Annotated in this window: 21 protein-coding genes; all 21 read left to right on the top strand. The window is 40.6% G+C overall.

Going from position 1 to position 19,937, the window contains the following annotated elements; genetic code table 11:
• Positions 1–41: 41 nt before the first annotated feature.
• On the top strand, positions 42–2,225 hold the full coding sequence (locus tag MKL38_RS08580; protein WP_270903056.1) for a carboxy terminal-processing peptidase: 2,184 nt from the start codon (positions 42–44) through the stop codon (positions 2,223–2,225).
• A 138-nt stretch (positions 2,226–2,363) separates the two neighbouring features.
• Entirely contained in the window at positions 2,364–3,653 is a 1,290-nt protein-coding gene (locus MKL38_RS08575; RefSeq protein WP_270903145.1) for a glycosyltransferase family 4 protein, read from the top strand.
• Positions 3,654–3,677: 24 nt separating this feature from the next.
• Positions 3,678–4,229: a phosphatase PAP2 family protein gene (locus tag MKL38_RS08570; protein ID WP_333724261.1), complete on the top strand. Its 552-nt coding sequence runs from the start codon at positions 3,678–3,680 to the stop codon at positions 4,227–4,229.
• Between the two features lie 99 nt (positions 4,230–4,328).
• The gene (gene iscX, locus MKL38_RS08565) at positions 4,329–4,529 is read left to right on the top strand and encodes a Fe-S cluster assembly protein IscX (protein ID WP_003654869.1); all 201 of its coding nucleotides are present in this window, start codon (positions 4,329–4,331) and stop codon (positions 4,527–4,529) included.
• Positions 4,530–4,642: 113 nt separating this feature from the next.
• Positions 4,643–5,074 carry a nucleoside-diphosphate kinase gene (gene ndk / locus MKL38_RS08560; RefSeq protein ID WP_003654870.1) on the top strand — a complete coding sequence of 144 codons (432 nt, stop codon included), beginning with the start codon at positions 4,643–4,645 and terminating at the stop codon, positions 5,072–5,074.
• A 123-nt stretch (positions 5,075–5,197) separates the two neighbouring features.
• Positions 5,198–6,433, top strand: a complete 1,236-nt coding sequence (gene rlmN, locus MKL38_RS08555; protein ID WP_270903054.1) for a 23S rRNA (adenine(2503)-C(2))-methyltransferase RlmN — start codon at positions 5,198–5,200, stop codon at positions 6,431–6,433.
• A 14-nt stretch (positions 6,434–6,447) separates the two neighbouring features.
• Positions 6,448–7,248 (top strand): type IV pilus biogenesis/stability protein PilW, encoded by an 801-nt coding sequence (gene pilW / locus MKL38_RS08550; protein ID WP_005036935.1) that lies wholly within the window; start codon positions 6,448–6,450, stop codon positions 7,246–7,248.
• Positions 7,239–8,030 (top strand): helix-turn-helix domain-containing protein, encoded by a 792-nt coding sequence (locus MKL38_RS08545; RefSeq protein ID WP_004641111.1) that lies wholly within the window; start codon positions 7,239–7,241, stop codon positions 8,028–8,030. Before pilW ends, MKL38_RS08545 begins: the two co-directional genes overlap by 10 nt.
• 21 nt (positions 8,031–8,051) lie before the next feature.
• Entirely contained in the window at positions 8,052–9,167 is a 1,116-nt protein-coding gene (gene ispG, locus MKL38_RS08540; RefSeq protein ID WP_004641112.1) for a flavodoxin-dependent (E)-4-hydroxy-3-methylbut-2-enyl-diphosphate synthase, read from the top strand.
• Complete coding sequence (gene hisS / locus MKL38_RS08535; protein ID WP_017388395.1) at positions 9,164–10,456, top strand: histidine--tRNA ligase; 1,293 nt, start codon at positions 9,164–9,166, stop codon at positions 10,454–10,456. The genes ispG and hisS overlap by 4 nt, the downstream gene beginning before the upstream one ends.
• A 28-nt stretch (positions 10,457–10,484) precedes the next feature.
• The gene (locus MKL38_RS08530) at positions 10,485–11,183 is read left to right on the top strand and encodes a YfgM family protein (RefSeq protein WP_004794712.1); all 699 of its coding nucleotides are present in this window, start codon (positions 10,485–10,487) and stop codon (positions 11,181–11,183) included.
• Positions 11,183–12,328, top strand: a complete 1,146-nt coding sequence (bamB, locus tag MKL38_RS08525; protein WP_270903053.1) for an outer membrane protein assembly factor BamB — start codon at positions 11,183–11,185, stop codon at positions 12,326–12,328. Before MKL38_RS08530 ends, bamB begins: the two co-directional genes overlap by 1 nt.
• Before the next feature lie 187 nt (positions 12,329–12,515).
• Positions 12,516–13,925 carry a ribosome biogenesis GTPase Der gene (gene der / locus MKL38_RS08520; protein ID WP_005036930.1) on the top strand — a complete coding sequence of 470 codons (1,410 nt, stop codon included), beginning with the start codon at positions 12,516–12,518 and terminating at the stop codon, positions 13,923–13,925.
• Positions 13,926–14,121: 196 nt separating this feature from the next.
• Positions 14,122–14,736: a beta-ketoacyl synthase chain length factor gene (locus MKL38_RS08515; RefSeq protein WP_270903052.1), complete on the top strand. Its 615-nt coding sequence runs from the start codon at positions 14,122–14,124 to the stop codon at positions 14,734–14,736.
• Positions 14,721–15,524, top strand: a complete 804-nt coding sequence (locus tag MKL38_RS08510; RefSeq protein ID WP_209831544.1) for a lysophospholipid acyltransferase family protein — start codon at positions 14,721–14,723, stop codon at positions 15,522–15,524. Before MKL38_RS08515 ends, MKL38_RS08510 begins: the two co-directional genes overlap by 16 nt.
• A 1-nt stretch (position 15,525) precedes the next feature.
• Positions 15,526–15,786, top strand: coding sequence for a phosphopantetheine-binding protein (locus MKL38_RS08505; RefSeq protein ID WP_000067033.1), 261 nt, complete (start codon positions 15,526–15,528; stop codon positions 15,784–15,786).
• Positions 15,787–15,791: 5 nt separating this feature from the next.
• On the top strand, positions 15,792–16,046 hold the full coding sequence (locus MKL38_RS08500) for an acyl carrier protein (RefSeq protein ID WP_080592314.1): 255 nt from the start codon (positions 15,792–15,794) through the stop codon (positions 16,044–16,046).
• Positions 16,043–16,597, top strand: a complete 555-nt coding sequence (locus tag MKL38_RS08495) for a septation protein IspZ (RefSeq protein ID WP_127493167.1) — start codon at positions 16,043–16,045, stop codon at positions 16,595–16,597. The genes MKL38_RS08500 and MKL38_RS08495 overlap by 4 nt, the downstream gene beginning before the upstream one ends.
• A 9-nt stretch (positions 16,598–16,606) precedes the next feature.
• Positions 16,607–18,265: an AMP-binding protein gene (locus MKL38_RS08490; protein WP_270903051.1), complete on the top strand. Its 1,659-nt coding sequence runs from the start codon at positions 16,607–16,609 to the stop codon at positions 18,263–18,265.
• A gap of 2 nt (positions 18,266–18,267) precedes the next feature.
• Positions 18,268–19,008, top strand: coding sequence for a glycosyltransferase family 2 protein (locus tag MKL38_RS08485; protein ID WP_270903050.1), 741 nt, complete (start codon positions 18,268–18,270; stop codon positions 19,006–19,008).
• A 2-nt stretch (positions 19,009–19,010) separates the two neighbouring features.
• The gene (locus tag MKL38_RS08480; RefSeq protein ID WP_270903049.1) at positions 19,011–19,937 is read left to right on the top strand and encodes an LpxL/LpxP family acyltransferase; all 927 of its coding nucleotides are present in this window, start codon (positions 19,011–19,013) and stop codon (positions 19,935–19,937) included.

The raw sequence follows: 19,937 nt of genomic DNA, 5'->3' as shown, positions 1-19,937 counted from the left end.
AGCATGTAAGATAGGAACACCCAAGGAAGTATTAAAAATTTATGAAACTTCAAACTATAGCTTGTGCAGTAGCGATCGCGACTGGCGGTTTATTCTTCTCTCATACGATGAATGAAGCGAGAGCAGCAACGAATACTGCTGTGGTTTCTCAATCGATCCAGCCAACGCAAGAGCAGGCTTTGGTAGCCCGCCAACTGGCAACTTTAGTTGATCGCCAACATTATTTGAATATGCGTCTGGATGCAACAACATCAAATCGTATTCTCGATATGTATTTAGATAACCTTGATCCAGATCACTCATTATTTTTAGACGCTGAAGTTCAAAATTATAAAAAACTATATGGTTCAAATTTTGGTGCTTCATTAAAAGCGGGGAACTTAACAGGTCCATTTGCAATTCATCAGCAATATCGTGAACGCTTAAAACAATTTTATGAGTTCATGTTGGCTGAGTTGAAACAACAGCAAAATTTAAAACAGCCAAATAGCTATATTGAAGTTGATCGTGAAAAAGCACCGTATTTTAAAACGACGGCTGAGCAACAAAATCACTGGCGTAAAATGTTGGTTTCGCAGTTAATCAACTTAACCATTAGTCGTGAAGAAGAGCAGGCTAAACAAAAAGCGCTTAAAGAAAACCCTTCACTTGCTGATGGTCAAGACTTAACTGGCCCAGAAGATTTAACGCCAGCTCAGACCTTAACTAAACGTTATACACGTCAGCTTGAAAGAATTAGTCGTGTGAAAAGCGATGATGTGTTGGACAAAACATTAAATGCAATGTTGGCGACCTATGATCCACATAGTAACTATTACCCGCCAATTGATGCGATAGAACTTAATCGCCAAACGACCTTGCAACTAGAAGGTATTGGGGTATCGATTCGTCCAGAGCGTGGCAATGAAGATTACACCAAGATTGAAACCATTGTAGAAGGTGGTCCTGCTAGTAAATCTGGCCAAGTGAAATCAGGAGATCGAATCGTTGGTGTCGCCCAAGAAGGCGAGAAAATGATTGATGTGGTTGGTTGGTCAAGTTCTGAAATTGTTGGGCTTATTCGTGGTAAACGCGGAACGAAAGTAACATTAAAACTTCTTGGTGCTGGTGCATCAATGAGTCAGGCACGTAATGTGACTTTGGTGCGTGATGTTATTCAAGAAGAAGATGCTGGTGTTCGTTCACGCACAGTTGAAGTGACACGTGATGGTAAAAAGCACGTATTGGGCGTAATCGAAATTCCATCATTCTATTTTGACTATCGTTCACGTCGTGCTGGTCAACAGTACCGTTCAGTTTCGGAAGATACTGCAAATGCTTTTGAAGCGTTAAAAGCGAAGAAAGTAGAAGGTATTATCATTGACCTACGTAATGACCCAGGTGGTTCATTAGAAGAAGTTGCACGTATGCTGGGTCAAGTGATTAAGTCTGGTCCAGTTGTCCAAATTCGTGATGGTAATGGCAACGTTAGTGTTTTTGAAGACAACGATGGTGGTCAGCAAATTTACACTGGCCCCCTTGCTGTGATGGTGAACTTAGCGTCAGCGTCAGCGAGTGAGATTTACTCTGCTGCAATTCAAGATTATGAGCGCGGTATTATTATTGGTAGTACAACAACTGGTAAGGGTACAGCTCAGGTACAACTTGATACTCTGGCATACGGTCAAGCGACTTTAACTCAGCGTAAGTTCTACCGTATTACGGGTGGTAGTACACAAAACAAGGGTGTAGTGCCAGACATTAAACTCGTCGATATCTATAATGAAGAGTTTGGTGAACGTAAATCGAAGAATGCGTTGAAGTGGGATACGATTCCGACTGCACCGTTTAAGCGTGAAGGTTCTGTTCAGCCATATGTCGCGAAGTTGTCTCAGTCTTCTGAACAACGTGTAAGTGCTGATCCACAGTTTAAATATTTGAATAAACGTACTGCAATTGCCAAGGTAACAAGTGAGCAAAAGCAAGTGGTACTTGATATTGATAAACGCCGTGCAGAATTGCTTGGTTTAGAGAAACAGACTCTAGATGCAGAAAATGAACGCCGTGCAGCAAGTGGCCAAAAGCCTTTTGCAAACTGGGAAAGCTATCAAGCTTCATTAGATGCTCTAGCTGAATCTCGCGCTAAAATGAAAGCATCGCAACGTCCTGCATTGCCAGAAGAAGAAACTTTTGTGACTGAAGCTGCAAATGTACTTATGGATTATGCAAAATTGCAAAATCGCTAAGCGTTATTAAGTTTTAAGAGAAAAGCATACTGTCATCAGTGTGCTTTTTTTATTTTTCATGTCAGTAAACTGTCATGCATTTATCATCAAAGTGTCAAAAAAACTGCTTAATCTTTAAGCATGAAAATAAATACATTGATGGATGGCGCTATGCAAAGCTCATACGCGACAGCACTATTAAAACAACAGCAACTTCCTGAAAGCTTCCAATTCTATTTTAAACAAAAGCAGCAGTTGTCTAATACCCACTCATTACATGAGTTGGTTCGCCCGCGTTTAAAAATTGCGATTGTTACAGAAACATGGCCACCTGAAATTAATGGTGTGGCACTTTCATTATTACAGTTATGCCAAGGCTTACAAAAGCAGGGGCATAAGATTTTACTGATTCGCCCAGAACAAAAAGCAAAATGCCATGACTTTACACCAGAGCAAGAATGTCTGGTCATGTCGCAAGCGATTCCAAAATATCCGACTTTACAGTTTGGCTGGCCACAATATTTAAAAGTATCGAAAGCTTTTGAAAAGTTTGTGCCAGATGTAGTCCACATTGTGACAGAAGGTCCTTTAGGTTTAACTGCCATGCAGGCTGCAAAAGCAAAAGCTATTCCGGTTTCTAGCGGCTTTCATTCACCCTTTCAAGATTTTAGCCGATTCTTTGATTTGGCTTTTTTAGTCAAACCGATTCAAAAATACCTGTGCTGGTTCCACAACAATACTCAAGTGACCTGTGTGCCGAGTAAAGATACACAAGAAGCATTACGAGGTTTCGGTATTACGTGTCCACTGGTTGTTGTTGGGCGTGGCGTAGATACGACAAGGTTTTCACCAAAGCACCGTTCTGAAAGTTTGCGAAAGCAATGGGATGCCGATGAGAGTACTCGCGTTATGCTTTATGTAGGGCGTTTGTCGCCTGAAAAAGAAGTGCAAGTGCTGATTGAAAGCTATGCCAACTTACAAACTGTTCAGCCACATAAAACTAAGTTAGTTATTGTGGGAGATGGCCCGGATTTTGCTCGCTTAAAGTCATTGCCTGAAGCGAAGGGGGTTATCTTTACCGGAAGTCTGAGAGGTCAGGATTTGGCAGTTGCCTATGCGAGTGCAGATGTATTCGTATTTGCGAGTCAAGTTGAAACGTTTGGTAACGTAGTTTTAGAGGCAATGGCAAGCGGTTTGCCAGTTATCGCGTATGATTATGCATGTGCACATCAATACTTAACACATGGTGTGAATGGCTGGTTAAGCCCACTTGGACAAAAAAGCCACTTTATACAACAAATTTATCAGCTTCCTTCAGTACAACAACTTAGAGAAATGGGCGTACAAGCCTGTCATAAAGTACAGCAAAGCGGTTGGCAACTTCCGGTTCAGCAATTGGAGCAGGCATTTTATCAGGTAGTGAAGGAGCCCTCTGTGGACTTCACCTAAGTATCCTAAGATAGGAGAATGACCATGAAACTTAAGAATGCAAAAATAAAAATACTCGATTTAGATTTGAGAGGCTGTTTATATCTTAACAATTTCTCTCACTCACAACGTGTTGCCCTTTTTTTCAAAATCATCAGTCGTGTGGGTGATGGACCATTTTGGTATCTAATGCTGGCAATCGTATGGGGGATGCAAGGCATCACCTATAGCCTGCAAATCATCTACTTATTACTGGGTGGTTCTGTTGGAACGGCAATCTATAAATTTTTAAAACATAAAACAACGCGACCTCGTCCTTATCAGGTGCATCAGGTGATTGTGCTCGGTGAAAGACCACTCGATCATTTCAGCTTTCCATCTGGCCATACGCTTCATGCCGTGATGGTGACAATTGTCTTGGGCTATATCCAACCAGTCCTGCTTGCGGCAATGTTTCCTTTCATGGTGCTCGTGGCATTGTCTCGTATGGTGCTTGGTCTACATTACCCAAGTGATGTGATTGTAGGGGCTTTAATTGGCGCTGCTGTGGCAAGTTTGATTATTTTTTCTGCACCTTTATTGAACATCGCTTTATAAGCATCGGTAATTTTTATCAGCTTAAGCTAACGATTAGGTTTGTGGATTTGCTAAAGTACACAGTTCTTGATTTAGCAGATTAAACAGATAGGAGCCGCTATGGGCTTACGTTGGACAGATACAATTGATATTGCCATTGAATTGTCAGAAGCACATCCAGAAGTTGATCCGCAATGGATTCGTTTTACTGATTTACATGCATGGGTATGTGCTTTACCAGATTTTAATGATGACCCCAATAAATCGACAGAAGGTTTGCTAGAAGGGATCCAAATGGCCTGGATAGACGAAGTTCGCTAAAAACAGTAGAAAAAATCGCAACTTTTACACATACAAAGCTGATTATTGCCTATGACATCGGTATAATGCGGCAAATTTTTTAAAGTTTAAATCTTAAAATAAAGGAGCCACTCATGGCTATTGAACGTACTTTGTCTATCGTAAAACCTGATGCAGTGTCTAAAAACCACATCGGTGATATTTTTGCTCGTTTTGAAAAAGCGGGTTTAAAAATTGTTGCGACTAAAATGAAACACCTTTCTCAAGCTGATGCTGAAGGTTTCTATGCTGAGCATAAAGAACGTGGTTTCTTTGGTGATTTAGTTGCATTCATGACTTCTGGTCCAGTTGTAGTATCTGTTCTTGAAGGCGAAAATGCAGTTCTTGCACACCGTGAAATCTTAGGCGCTACAAACCCTAAAGAAGCAGCTCCTGGCACTATCCGTGCTGACTTTGCTGTAAGCATCGATGAAAACGCTGCTCACGGTTCTGACTCAGTTGCTTCTGCAGAGCGTGAAATTGCTTACTTCTTTGCTGACAACGAGATCTGCCCACGCACTCGTTAATCGAAAGCATTCAAACCAGATAAGTGGTATACTACTTATCTGGTTTTTTTATTCTCTCAAGAGAATATTGTTTGATTCTTGAACAATATCTTCAGTTTTTTGACATGGTTTAGGTAAATACACATGAGTTCTGCAGAGGTCGTTTCATCTGAAAATATTGATGGACAGCAGCAATCTTCGTCCACGCTGGTAATTCCTGCTGCCGAAAATAAAGTGAATTTACTCGGCATGTCTCGTACTGAATTAGAAAAATTCTTTGAAGACATTGGTGAGAAAAAGTTTCGTGCCGGACAAGTCATGAAATGGATTCATCAATACTTCATTACTGATTTTGCTGAAATGACCAATATTTCAGGAAAATTACGTGAGAAGCTTGAACAGATTTGTGAAATCAAGGCGCCTGAAGTTGTTCACCGTCATTATTCAAAAGATGGCACACGTAAGTGGGTTTTTCGCGTGGGTGATGGTGCAGGATCTTTGGTTGAAACTGTATTAATTCCTGCTGAAGATAAAACAGGCTTACGCAAAACTTTGTGTATTTCGTCACAAGTGGGTTGTGCATTGGACTGTTCATTTTGTTCAACAGGTAAACAAGGTTTCCAACGTGATTTAACGCCAGATGAAATCATTGGACAACTCTGGATGGCAAACTATTCTTATATGGAAGAAGTGCCCGTTGCCGAGCGCGAGCGTTCAGTGACCAATGTCGTGATGATGGGTATGGGTGAGCCATTGCTCAACTATGATGCCGTATTAAGCTCCATGCAGATTATGCTTGATGACTTTGCCTATGGCATGTCTAAGCGCCGTGTGACTTTATCAACGTCAGGTGTTGTACCGAAAATTGACCAACTTGCAAAAGACATTGATGTTGCTTTAGCAATTTCTTTACATGCACCAAACGATGAATTACGTAACGAATTAGTGCCAATTAATAAAAAATATCCATTGGCTCAGTTAATTGCAGCATGTCAGCGTTATATTGCCAAAGATGGTAATGAAAGTACGCGTAAACATGTGACTATTGAATATGTGATGTTAGAGGGCGTAAATGATCAGCCTGAACATGCACAGCAAATGATTAAATTATTAAAAAACTTACCAAGTAAAATTAATTTAATTCCATTTAATCCGTTCCCGCATGCACCATATGGTCGCTCAAGCCGAAATCGAATTATCTCGTTCCAAAAAACTTTGTCTGATGCTGGATTTGTGTGTACGATTCGTCAAACACGTGGTGATGATATTGACGCTGCATGTGGACAGTTAGTCGGTCAAGTGGCTGATAGAACTCGTCGTGCTGAACAGTGGCAGAAAAAAGTCACACAGCGTCAAGAGATTTTGCGGACACAAGGATAAATTGAGGGCAGGCTTTGAGTACTCCAAAGTTAAAAACGGTATTTTGTATGGGAGTTGCAGTTGCGCTTTTGGCAAGTGGTTGCCAGACAACGCATACGCAAAAAAAAGACCCAGAAAAAGCGGTAAAGGTGCGTACACAACTTGCTGCTGAACATATCCGTTCAGGTGACTTGGATTCGGCAAAGCGAGCTCTTGATCAAGCCTTAAGTGTAGATAGCCGTGATGCAACGGCAAATATGATGATGGGTATTTTACTACAGCAAGAAGGTAGTAAGCCGAACTTAGAAAAAGCAGAACATTATTTTAAACGAGCAATTTCATCTGAACCAGATAATGCTCAAGCACATAATAACTATGGTACTTATTTATACCAAATGGAACGCTATAATGATGCGATCGAGCAATTTCGTATTGCTGGCACAACATTAGGGTATGACCAACGCTATCAGGCGTTAGAAAATCTGGGGCGTATTTATTTAAAATTGGGTGATGTTGCGAATGCTGAAAAAACATTCAAGCAATCACTCCTTGCTAACCGCGACTCTTATATTTCAATGTTAGAGTTAGCGGAAATTTTTTATTTGCAGCAGCAGATTCCGGCTGCTACACAAATGTATGAGCAATATGCTCGTACAGTGGGGCAGAAAAATCAGGGTGCAAGAGCACTTTGGATTGGTGTAAGAGTGGCTCGAGCCAATGCGGATAAAATGGGAATGCAAGTGTTAGTAAACCAATTACGTGCTTTGTTCCCAGAAAGTCCAGAATATCAACGTTATTTGCAATTACAGTATAGTACTGAGGCCGTATGGAAATAAATCCTAATTCACAGCAGCCAACTGGCTCAAGCTTACCGACTTCTGCTTTAGGAAATATTCAACGTCCTGGTGAGTATTTACGTCAAATTCGAGTTGCTCAGAATAAAGAGTTAGGGCAAGTTTCTTCAGATCTAAACATGCCGGTCAAAACTCTAACCGCTTTAGAGCAAGATGATTATAAGTCATTGCCAGAAGCGACTTTTATCAAGGGTTATTACCGTTCATATGCAAAATATCTAAATACAGATGCGACGGCAATTATTCAGCGCTTTGATGAGATTTATGCAAATGATACCGGGCTTTTACCGAACCATGCTTTAAATAACTCACCAATTAAAATCATGGGTAAACTCCCTGGTTCTAACAGTGATCGTAATAAGAAATGGTTAAAGCGCGCACTGCTTGCAATTTTGGTTATTGCTGTTGTGTCATTGATTGTTATGGGTATTCAAAAATGGACTTCAAAGAAAGAAGATGCTGATTTACCTAAAGTAAATCAATCTAATGTTGAAGTTTTACCTATGAAAGGAAATGCCACCTCAACAGTGGGTGATCAATTGGTGCTAAACTTTAACCGACCAACTTCTGTTCATATTGTTGATGCAACAGGTAAAGTTTTGGCGACAGGTCGTCAGTCATCAACTTTAAATTTAAATGGTGAGTCTCCATTTCAGATTCGTCTTGATGATGCAACTGCTGTGTCATTAAGTTTAAACCAAGAACAGATTTCATTGTCTCCATATACGGTAAACGGTAAAGCTGAATTCCGTTTATCCCGCTAATACCATGAGTTGAGCGATACAATGATAGAGAACCCAATTAAACGTCGACCAACACGTAAAATCCGTGTTGGGTCGGTGTATGTCGGTGGCGATGCACCTATTAGCGTGCAAAGTATGACAAACACTGAAACTTGTGATGTTGATGCAACCGTTGCTCAGATTGAACGTTGCGCTGAAGCAGGTGCTGATATTATGCGTGTTTCGGTCCCATCTATGGAGGCTGCTGAAGCATTTGGCGCAATTCGTAAGCGCGTTTCAGTACCATTAGTTGCCGATATTCATTTTGACCATAGAATTGCCTTAGCAGTTGCAGATTATGGTGCAGACTGTTTACGCATTAATCCGGGGAATATCGGGTCCGACCAGAAAGTTCGTGAAGTCGTTGCTGCTGCACGTCATCATGGCATTTCAATGCGTATTGGCGTCAATGGTGGTTCTTTAGAAAAAGATTTACAAAAAAAATATGGTGAGCCTACAGGTGAAGCACTGCTTGAGTCTGCATTACGCCATATTGATATTTTAGATCGACTCAATTTCCATGAATTTAAAGTCAGTGTAAAAGCATCTAATGTATTTTTAACAATGGATGCTTATCGTTTACTTTCAAAACAAATCGATAATCCATTACATCTTGGTGTAACTGAAGCTGGTATTTACCGTACTGGTACTGTGAAATCAGCGATTGCCCTTGGCGGATTATTGATGGAAGGTATTGGCGATACGATGCGTATTTCGCTTGCTGCCGAACCAGAAGATGAAATCAAGATTGGTTTTGATATCTTAAAATCATTGGGACTTCGCTCTAACGGGATTAACTTTATTGCTTGCCCGAGTTGTTCTCGTCAAGAATTTAATGTTATTCAGGTGATGCAAGCTTTGGAGGAGCGTTTAGAAGATATTCGTACTCCAATGGATGTGTCAGTGATTGGTTGTAAGGTAAATGGCCCGGGTGAAGCAAAAGAAGCCGATATCGGGGTTGTCGGGGCGGCGCCTCGCTCACTGGTTTATCGTAATGGTGAGAAAAGCCATTTAATCGATACCGATCAATTGGTTGATGAAATCGAAACTATGGTTCGTCAACGTGTCCAAGAGCTTGAAGAAGCTAAATCTAAAGAAATTATTCGTAGTTCATCATGAGTTCAATAGTCGCAATCAAAGGTTTTAATGACGTCTTGCCAACGCAAACAGTAGCGTGGAGACGTCTCGAGCAATATTTAGCATCTTTAATGGATGCTTATGGTTATCAACAAATTCGTTTGCCGATTATTGAACAAACGGGATTGTTTAAACGTACTATTGGTGATGCAACCGATATTGTTGAAAAAGAAATGTATACCTTTTTCGATAAAGGTAATCCACCTGAGTCATTAACCTTACGTCCAGAAGGTACGGCAGGTTGTGTTCGCGCTATGCTTGAACATAACTTATTGCGCGGTGCTACGCCACGCGTGTGGTATATGGGACCTATGTTCCGCTATGAAAAGCCACAAAAAGGCCGTTACCGTCAGTTTCACCAGTTTGGCGTGGAAACTTTTGGTGTGGCAACACCCGATATTGATGCCGAATTGATTTTGTTGACAGCACGTTTATGGAAACGTATGGGTGTTGCTGATAAGGTTCAACTTGAGTTGAATACTTTAGGTGAGGCTGATGAGCGTACTGAATACCGCAATGCATTGGTTGCTTTTTTAAACGAGCATAAAGATGCGTTGGATGAAGATTCTCAGCGTCGCTTAACAACAAACCCGTTACGCATTTTAGATTCTAAAATTGAATCTACCCAGAAAATTCTGGAAAATGCACCGAAATTGCATGATTTCTTAAAAGAAGATAGTTTGGATCATTTTAAGCAGTTACAAGATTATTTGACTGCTGCTGGCATCCAGTTTGTAATTAACCAGAAGTTAGTACGTGGTCTGGATTATTACAACAAGACTGTTTTTGAATGGACAACTACGGCACTTGGTTCGCAAGGTACAGTATGTGCCGGTGGACGCTATGACGGTTTAGTTGGTCAGTTAAAAGGTAAGCCAGATCAATCAGTACCAGCTGTTGGTTTTGCGATGGGTATGGAGCGTTTATTGCTTCTACTTGAGCAGGTTGAACAGGCCGAAGTTATTCGTGATTGTGAAGTCTTTTTGGTTGCAGAGCCTGCTTATCAAACCAAAGCTTTGATTTTAGCGGAACAATTACGTGACCAGTTAGAAGCTGCAAATAGCAGTATTCGAATCAAAACAGGTTCGCAAGGCAGCATGAAAAGCCAGATGAAAAAAGCTGATCAGGCTGGAGCAATCTTTGCTTTGATTTTAGGGGAACGAGAGTGGGATGCACAGCAGCTTGCAGTAAAAGAACTAGCAACAGCTGAACAGTCACAAGTCGCAATTGCTGACCTCGTGCCATTTTTAATCCAAAAATTTACAAAATAAACTGAAACATCTGGAAAAGGACAATCACATGAGCTTAAGTGATGAAGAACAATTCGACAGCTTAAAGTCGTTCGCCAAAAAATATGGTTCTGCCATGATTAGCGGAATTCTCATTGCGTTGATTGCCTTTTTTGGGTGGACATACTGGCAAAAAAAGAATCTGGCAACTAGCCAAGTAGAAACTGCAAAAGTACAGCAGTTAATGGATGAGGCAAATGCAAGTGCCGATAATCCTAATGCCTTAAGTTCGGTAACTGCGTCGGCAGATAAAATTGTAAAAGATGATATCGACTCCGTTCAGGCAATACAGACTCAGTTTGTATTAGCAAAATTAGCCTATGAAAAACAGGACTATGCTGCTGCTGAAAAAGCATTAAAGAAAGTTGAAAATTCAAAAGTAAAAGATGAAGGTTTGATTCAAGTTGTAAAATTGCGTTTAGCAGATGCACAATTGGCGCAAAACAAATATGATGAAGCACTAAAAACCTTGTCTGGTAACGTCGATCCAGCATTTAAAGCAACGGTAGAAGAGTTACGTGGTGATATCTTTGTTGCTAAGAAAGATGTTGATTCTGCTAAAAAAGCGTATCAGGCAGCCTGGAATTCGTTACTAGAACGTAAACAAGAGCGACAAATTTTACAAATTAAACTCGAAAGTGTTGGCGTTTTAGTTGAAGATCCACAGATTGAGCGCCCAATTTTGGAAACACAGGTGGAAGAGTCTTAATGAATCAGAAATTCAAACTGCCTTTGGCAATTGCAATCGCATCGGCTGTACTGGTGGGATGTTCGAGTAATAAAGTAAAAGAAGTCAAACCTAATCCGCTACCGAAATTGACCGAGTCGAAAAAGACCTTAACGCCAGTGTTTTCGCGTAGTGTTTCTTCTACTGATAAGTCTGATCCATTACGTTTGCAACTTGATGCAAGCGACGGTGTGGTTTTCACGCTTGATCCAAAAGGCGAAGTAGCTGCATATCGTGGTAAACAACGCATTTGGGAGAAGAAAGTCAGCAAATTAGGCTTGAGCTCTGGTGTTGAAGCTGCTGAAGGAATTGTTGTTGTTGGTAATAGTAAAGGGCAACTCTTTGCACTAGATCAAGCAACAGGCGAACAGAAGTGGACTGCACAGTTATCGGGCGCATTGTTAAGCCCGTCATTGGTTCAATCTGGACGCGTTATTACCATTGCAAATGATGGTACTGTGTTTGCGCATGATGCTACTTCGGGTCAACAAGTTTGGGCTTATAAATTACCAAATGTACAATTTAGTTTGCGTGGTCAAGCATCACCGGTGAGCCTTGATCCTCGTACTGTATTAATTGCATCTGCGAATGCGTATGTTTATGCAATTGATACGATTAGTGGTATTCCACGGTTCCAACGTCGTGTTGCAGTAAGCGAAGGTCGTTCTGATATTCAACGTTTAATTGATATCGATGGTGATCCTACTGTAGCTGGACAGTTTATGGTAACGACCAGTTTCCAAGGTCAAGTAACTGTAACCGATCTTGCTTCTCAACGTGTAGTTTGGAGTGAAGATTCGAGCAGTACTAAACGTCCAGAAGTTTATGACAATAAAGTATTTGTCTCTTCAGCAGATGGTAAGTTAACAGCTTACGATTTAGCGTCTGGTGAAAAAATCTGGGAAAATGATAGTTTGTTAAACCGTCATTTAAGTAATCCGGTTGTGCTAGGACAAGATCTTGTTGTAGGTGATTTAGATGGCGTATTACATCTTGTTGAACCAACAACAGGTAAATTAATTGGTCGTTCAAAAACAAGTGGTGAAGTTAATACATTACGTGTTATCGAGAACCAACTTTATGTTTCGACCAGAAAAGGTGATTTAAGTATTTGGCAGAATCGTTAATTTCGTTCGCTTGTGCTAAAATAAGCGCTTAACAAATTACGCTGTTAAAAATATCGGGGTGTTTGAATTAAATCAGTTCAAAGCCCCGTCTTTTATTATGGTCATCTCTGACCTTAAAATATATCTCCTGTACTGTTTTTAATGCTCATGCCATGAGATATGGCTGGTCTTGGATTAAGGTTATTGTATGAAACCCGTTATTGCGCTCATTGGTCGTCCGAATGTCGGAAAATCAACGTTATTTAACCAGATTACCAAGAGTCGTGATGCACTTGTAGCCGACTTCGCGGGCCTGACTCGTGACCGTAAATATGGTGATGCGACTTATCAGAATAAGTCTTTCATTGTTGTTGATACTGGCGGTATTGGTGAAAATGAAGGCGGTATTGATAACTACATGGCCGAGCAGTCAAAAACAGCGATCAATGAAGCAGATATCATCATTTTTGTGGTTGATGCGCGTGCTGGCTTATTGGCTTCGGACGAGCAAATTGCCCGTGAACTGCGTACTTTGGGTAAAAAAGTTTACTTGGTTGCCAATAAAGTTGATGGTGTTCATGCAGAAGCTGCGTTGGTTGAGTTCTACAAACTTGGTATGGGTGAACCCTTACAAGTTGCTGCAAGCCATGGACGTGGTGTACAGCAAATGCTTGAGGATGTCTTAGTAGACGTACCTGAAGATGAAAATCCAGAAGAGCATGACAAAGCAACAGGTTTGCGTTTAGCGATTATTGGTCGTCCAAATGTGGGTAAATCGACTTTGGTCAATCGATTGCTTGGCGAAGATCGTGTAGTAGCATTTGACCAACCTGGTACAACTCGCGACTCTATTTATATCCCATTTGAACGTGATGGTCGTCAGTACACATTAATTGATACAGCGGGTGTGCGTCGTAAAGGTAAAGTTGATGAAATGATTGAGAAATTCTCAATCGTGAAAACGCTACAAGCCATTAAAGATGCACATGTGATTGTGGTGGTGTTGGATGCCCGTGAAGGCGTAGTTGAACAAGATTTACATTTGATTGGTTACGCACTTGAAGCTGGTCGTGCCATGGTGATCGCCATTAATAAATGGGACAACATGACCGAATACGATCGTAAACAGTGTAAGTTGGATGTTGATCGTCGTTTTGACTTCATTCCTTGGGCGAAAGTCCATTTAATCTCGGCATTGCATGGCACTGGCGTAGGGGAAATGTACCCAACCATCCATCGTGCTTATGATTCATCGCACTTAAAAGTTTCTCCTGCGAAATTAACCCAAATCTTAAATGATGCGACTGAAGCGCATCAACCACCAATGATTGGTGGTAAGCGTATTAAAATGCGTTATGCGCATATGGGTGGGCAAAATCCACCAACGATCGTAATTCACGGTAATAAAGTCGACAAAACCCCAGCGGATTATCGTCGTTACCTTGAGAATGTGTTCCGCAAAGTTTACAAACTGGAAGGAACACCAGTACGTGTCGATTTTAAAACGTCGGAAAACCCATTTGAAGGACGTAAGTCACAAGTGGATGAGCGCGTTGCGGCACGTAAACGTCGTTATGTACAGAAATTCAAAAAAGCTGAGAAAAAGTTTAAACGTTAAGCTTTTTAAAGTTAAAAAACCCAAAGTCTTCTTTGGGTTTTTTATTGCAAATAAATGAGCATGTGCCAAGAGTTATGAAAAAGTGTGAATGATAAACGTAATTTTTTGTAAATTTCATAACGAATGCTATAATCAGCATCTTTATAAAATAATTTATATTCCGACAGAATAATGCTGCTTAGGGTTCACTTTTAGCATGGTAACATTACATCTTGCTCAACTCACATTTACACATGCTCAGCCCTCATATACAGCCCTTGACTGTATTCCAGCTATGCAGCGTAGACGGTTATCGCCATTAGCTAAACTTGCTTTAAATAGTGCGCTTGGTGCATTAGATGGCAGTAAAGCTGATTATATAGTTTGGGTATCACGATATGGTGACGAGTCTAAAACGTTGAATATCTTACAAGACGTTTTAAGTGAGCAAACTCCATCACCTACACAATTCTCAACGTCTGTTCATAATGCAATTTCTGGGCTTTATTCTATTTTATGCCAGGATGACACGCCATCTACCAGCTTAAGCTGTTCATGGACTGAAAGTTTGATTGAGGCCTATGCTCTTTTAAAGTCAATGAAAGATATCCAGCGGGTATTGGTCGTTGCCTATGATGAACCCTTACCCCAAATTTATGCTGAGGCGGTCGATTTCCCTGCCTATGCGATTGCTGCTGTCGTTACTCTAGAGCAACCTAATTTACAAATTACTTCGTGGACGCATACAGATGAAGCAGATGCTCCTACTTTTGCTCATTTTTGGCAGGATGCTGACCAGTTAATATCTGCATTTGGGTGGAACAAATGCTAAATCTTAAAAATCTGAAACAAAAGGGTAATTATTGCTGGCGTGTGGCTGCAACTGGTTTTAGTTTTGCCAGTTTCGGGCTGGGTGGTATGGCAATTGCCACCGTCATTGCACCCGTGCTGAATGCCACAACCTCTGATTCTGAAAAGCGCCAGCAGCGTGCGCAGAATGTGATTAAGTATAGCTTTAAAGGCTTTACCGAAATGATGGTCAAACTGGGCATCATGACTTATTCGGTTGAAGGTTTGGAAAAGCTACAGAATAGTCGCCAAGAGCTAGTCATCGCCAATCATCCGAGTTTGATTGATGTTGTAGTACTAATTGGTATGATGCAGCAGGCTAATTGTGTGGTGAAGCAGTCTCTTTGGTCGAACCCCTTTACTAAAGGACCTGTACAAAGCGCGGGTTATATTTTGAACGCAGGCTCTCAGCAATTTGTTGAAGACTGTGTGACGCGTCTGAAAGAAAATAATGCGGCTTCTCTTTTAATTTTTCCAGAAGGAACGCGTACTGAAAAAGGGATGACCCTAAACGAATTTCAGCGCGGTGCAGCCAACATTGCCATTCGTGCAAATGTACCAATTCGCCCAGTAATTATTACCTGTACACCATCGACATTAACCAAGAATGAAAAATGGTACCACGTACCATCTCGACCATTTCATATCGAAGTGAAAGTACTCGATGCTGTACAAGTTTCAGATTTGTTAGATGATTTAACAGTAGGACCTAAACAAGTTCGTCAGTTAAGTCGTAGTTTTTATAAAATTTTTGATGAAGAGTTATCTTGAAATGAGCAATCTTGCTGATGAACTAAAGCAAATGATTATTGATGTTTTGGCACTAGAAGATATCACTATTGCGGATATTGATACAGAAGCTCCATTATTTGGAGAAGGTTTAGGATTAGACTCGATTGATGCACTGGAGTTGGGACTAGCTTTGAAAAAGCGTTACAACATTCATTTAAATGCAGAGTCGGATGAAACCAAACAGCATTTTAAATCAATCCAAAGTTTAGTTGCTTTAGTTGAAGCACAGCAGAAGTCATAAGGAGTGTGATGATGTTATCTCAAGAGCAAGTATTAACTAAACTCCGCGAATGGATGGAAGATTTGTTTGAAATTGAACCTGAGTCTGTTCAACTCGATTCAAACTTATATTCAGATCTTGATGTAGACAGTATTGATGCAGTTGATTTAGTTGTAAAAATTAAAGAGTTAACGGGTAAGCAAGTAAAACCTGAAGATTTTAAAAATGTGCGAACCGTACTGGATGTTGTGACGGTTATTCGGAATATGACTGCTGAATGAAACTCGTGATTAAAGGGATGATTACAGCACTTTTTGTGTTGTATCCCTTTATTGTGGGTTGGAGTTTGACGCACGGTCAATTTGTTTGGGTGAGTGTGTTACTCATCGGATTAGGTGTGGTCAGACTTTTTAGTAAAGGCAACTCATTATTATGGCCCTTAACTGGTTTTGCCATTGTTTGTGGCAGTCTTAGCTTGCTGTCACATAATCATGCTTGGTTAAAGTTATATCCGGTTGGCATGAGTTTGGGTGCATTGGTTATTTTTGCACTGACACTGATAAAACCACCGTCTATGATTGAACGTTTTGCCCGACTCGTTGAACCTGATTTACCTCCTTCTGGTGTGCAGTGGACCAGACAGGTGACTAAGGTATGGTGCATTTTCTTTTTCTGTAATGCATTGATTGCTTTAAGCACCGTACTTTTTACATCGACTCAGGTTTGGGTCATTTATAATGGCTTTATTTCGTATGTACTAATGGGCATTTTGTTCGTTGGTGAATTTATTTTGCGTAAGCGACATCAGCGTTTACATTCTTCAAATCATTAATTAAAAACTATGCACTGTCATTTTCAAAAATTCATCGATTCAGCTCATCCACTTTGTATAGATGCTGCTCTACATTCGACTAGTTTTACTCAATTTTGGCAGGACGTTGCCTTACAAGCTGCTGCAATTGCTCAAATGGAAAATTTAACTTGGGCATTATGGGAAGCAGACAGCTATGAATTTCTGGTTTTATTTTTTGCCGCTTTGTTAGCAGAAAAACAGGTACTTTTACCACCAAATCGAGTACGCGAATTAGAACAAGATTTCGCAGCGCAGCAGATTTATTTTTTAAAGCGTCAAGATGTTGAAAAAGTTGTTCCTTTATCTTTAACCTTAGATGATGCTTTTCTAGAGCAGGCGCAACTCTATTTTTATACATCAGGTTCAACTGGTGAACCTAAAAAAATCCCAAGAACACTCAGACAATTACTCAACGAAGTTCAAGGATTAAGCCAGAGCTTTACTTTCGATGAGCATGCAATTGCGATCGCAACGGTCAGTCATCAACATATTTATGGGCTACTGTTTAAATTATTGCTACCACTAGCAGCGGGTCGAAGTTTTTATTCCCCTCAAATGGCATTTCCTGAAGATGTAGTACAGGCTCAAAAACAATTAGAAAAATTGCGATTAAGCAATTATTTGATTTCAAGTCCGGCATTATTAAAACGCTGGACCACAGATGTCATTTTACAGCAATGCCAAATGGTCTTTAGTTCGGGTGGCAAACTGGAAAGTGGTGTTCGTCCTTTATTAAATCGTCCGATTATTGAAGTTTTGGGAAGTTCTGAAACAGGTGGTATTGCCCATCGTGCTCAAGATGAGGATGCTTGGACTGCTTTTAGCAATGTGGCTATTCGTATTGAAGACCAACAGCTCATGGTAAAGAGTAATCATGCCTATGAGGATGATTGGATTACCACAGGTGATGGCGCAGCATGGTCAGATGCAACGTGTCAGACTTTTAGGCTTTTAGGACGTACAGATCGAATTGTTAAACTTGAAGAAAAGCGTCTGAGCCTAGATGCGATCGAGCAAAGCATTCAAGCTTTAGATGCTGTACAGCAATGTCATGTACTGGTACTTGAACATGAGCATCGCCAAATATTGGGATGTATTGTTGTTTTAAAAGAAGATGCACGGGAACAGTTACAGCAACTAGGTAAGTCGGCTTTTGTTGGTCATTTAAAACAACAGTTGAAAGACAACTTGGAAACTATAGCGATTCCACGTCAATGGCGCTTCTTAAGTCAACTACCGCAAAACTCGCAGTCTAAACTCAATAAAAGCTATTTACAGACTCTATTTAAGCCTATGTTACAACCTGTGGTTTTGTCGCAGTCTCAAAGTTCAGATGACTATATTTTGAGCCTTGAGTTTCCACCAGAGTTAGCGTGTTTTAAAGGGCATTTCCCAACACAACCGATTTATCCTGGGGTCGGACAAATAGGTTTTTTACAACATTTTGCTAAATCAATTTGGTCGGACTTAAATTGGTGTCAGGGTTATGAACAGCTAAAATTTCAAAATCTGATCCGTCCTTATGCAATTGTACAACTTAAGCTTTCTCGAAAAGAGCATAAAGTGAGTTTTGAGCTACGCGATTCAGAACAGATTTTGGCTTCTGGGCGTTTATTATTCGCTTTGCAAACGAAAGTCGAGGGTTAAAAATGCAGACCAACTATGGCTTTGTTATCCCAGTTTATAACCATCCCCATTATTTAGATAACTTGATTGCCTATCTAGATCGTTTCCATTTGCCGATTGTATTGGTGAATGATGGAAGTGATGATGCTTGTAGCCAGATTTTACGGGCATTGGCCGATCAATACTCCCAAATTCATCTTATTGAACATGAAGTGAATAAGGGCAAAGGGCAAGCTGTGATTACAGGATTACGTGCTGCACATCGATTGGGTTTAAGCCATGCTTTGCAACTCGATTCAGATGGGCAACATCACTGGGATGACATTCCTAAATTTATTGAACAGTCCCAGCAACATCCCAAAGCTATGGTGATTGGTCAGCCGTACTTTGATGAATCTATTCCTAAAAAACGGTTGTATGGTCGTTACATTACCCATTTTTGGGTGTGGCTTAATAGTTTGTCTTTTGAGATTAAAGACAGTATGTGTGGGTTTAGAGTGTATCCACTCGAGAGCACCATTAAAGTTTTGAACAGCGCTAAGTTTCAGCCACGTATGGGATTTGATAGCGAAATTTTGGTGCGTTTAAAATGGGAAAATACCCAATTTATTAATGTGCCGACACCTGTTGTTTATCCAGAACAAGGTATCTCCCATTTTCATGCTTGGCGAGATAACTTGGGGCTGAGTAAAGCACACGCAACTTTGTTTGTAGGCATGCTGATTCGCTTACCGAAGCTGTTAAAACAAAGGCTGCAAGGTTAATTATGTCAGATTCAGCTTCTCCAAAATGGAATGACATTAAAGAGCGAGGAGGCATGGCGCCCCTCATGCTTATGTTGTGGTTTTACCGTTTTGGTGGACGTTGGTTATGCAAGTTGGTGATGTACTTTGTCATTATGTGGTATTGGCTGTTTGCCGCCACAGCACGACAAGCTTCCTTAATTTATTTACAAAAACTGCATCATTTTTCTGGAACACAGTCTCCCTTTACCCACGAACCAACTTGGGCAAATAGCTATGCGCATTTTATGCAATTTGGTGAATGTATTTTAGATAAGATTGAAGGTTGGCTAGGCCATATCTCAGAGCAAAATCTAGAAGTTTTTGGGCATGAAAACTTTTCTCGGCACTACCAAAAAGGGGCGCTGATTGTGGTCTCCCATTTTGGAAATATTGAATTGCTTCGGGCAATTAAGTCAGAACATCCCCAGAAAATTAACGTGCTGGTTTATCAAAAACATGCGACCAAGTTTAATGAGTTTTTGAAAAAGCTAAATGATAAGGCTGATGTTTGCTTATTGCCCGTCGATGAGTTGGGCATTGAAACCGCTATGATTTTACAAGACAAAATGCAACAGGGTGAGTGGGTGATTGTTGCTGCGGACCGTGTACCTGTGCAGTCAGATCGTGTCCAGCATGTTGACTTTTTAGGGGAATCAGCAGCCTTTCCACAAGGTGCATGGATCTTGGCAAATTTACTGAAAGTACCTGTCATTGCAGTGTTTTGCTACCGGGTGCAGCAACAGTTCCAAGTTCATATTCATTCAATTGCCGAGCAGGTAAATTTACCGCGTGCTAACCGTATTGAAAGTATGCAAACCATAACTAAAACGTATGTTGCCGTATTAGAACAGCATTGTCTGCGTGCCCCTTATCAATGGTTTAATTTTTATAATTTTTGGACGAAATAA

Origin of the sequence: Acinetobacter sp. AOR14_HL (genome assembly GCF_027855175.1) — a bacterium.
Classification (GTDB): Bacteria; Pseudomonadota; Gammaproteobacteria; order Pseudomonadales; family Moraxellaceae; genus Acinetobacter; species Acinetobacter calcoaceticus.
Note: the sequence above shows the minus strand (reverse complement) of the source record. Positions and strands in the feature narration are given on the sequence as shown.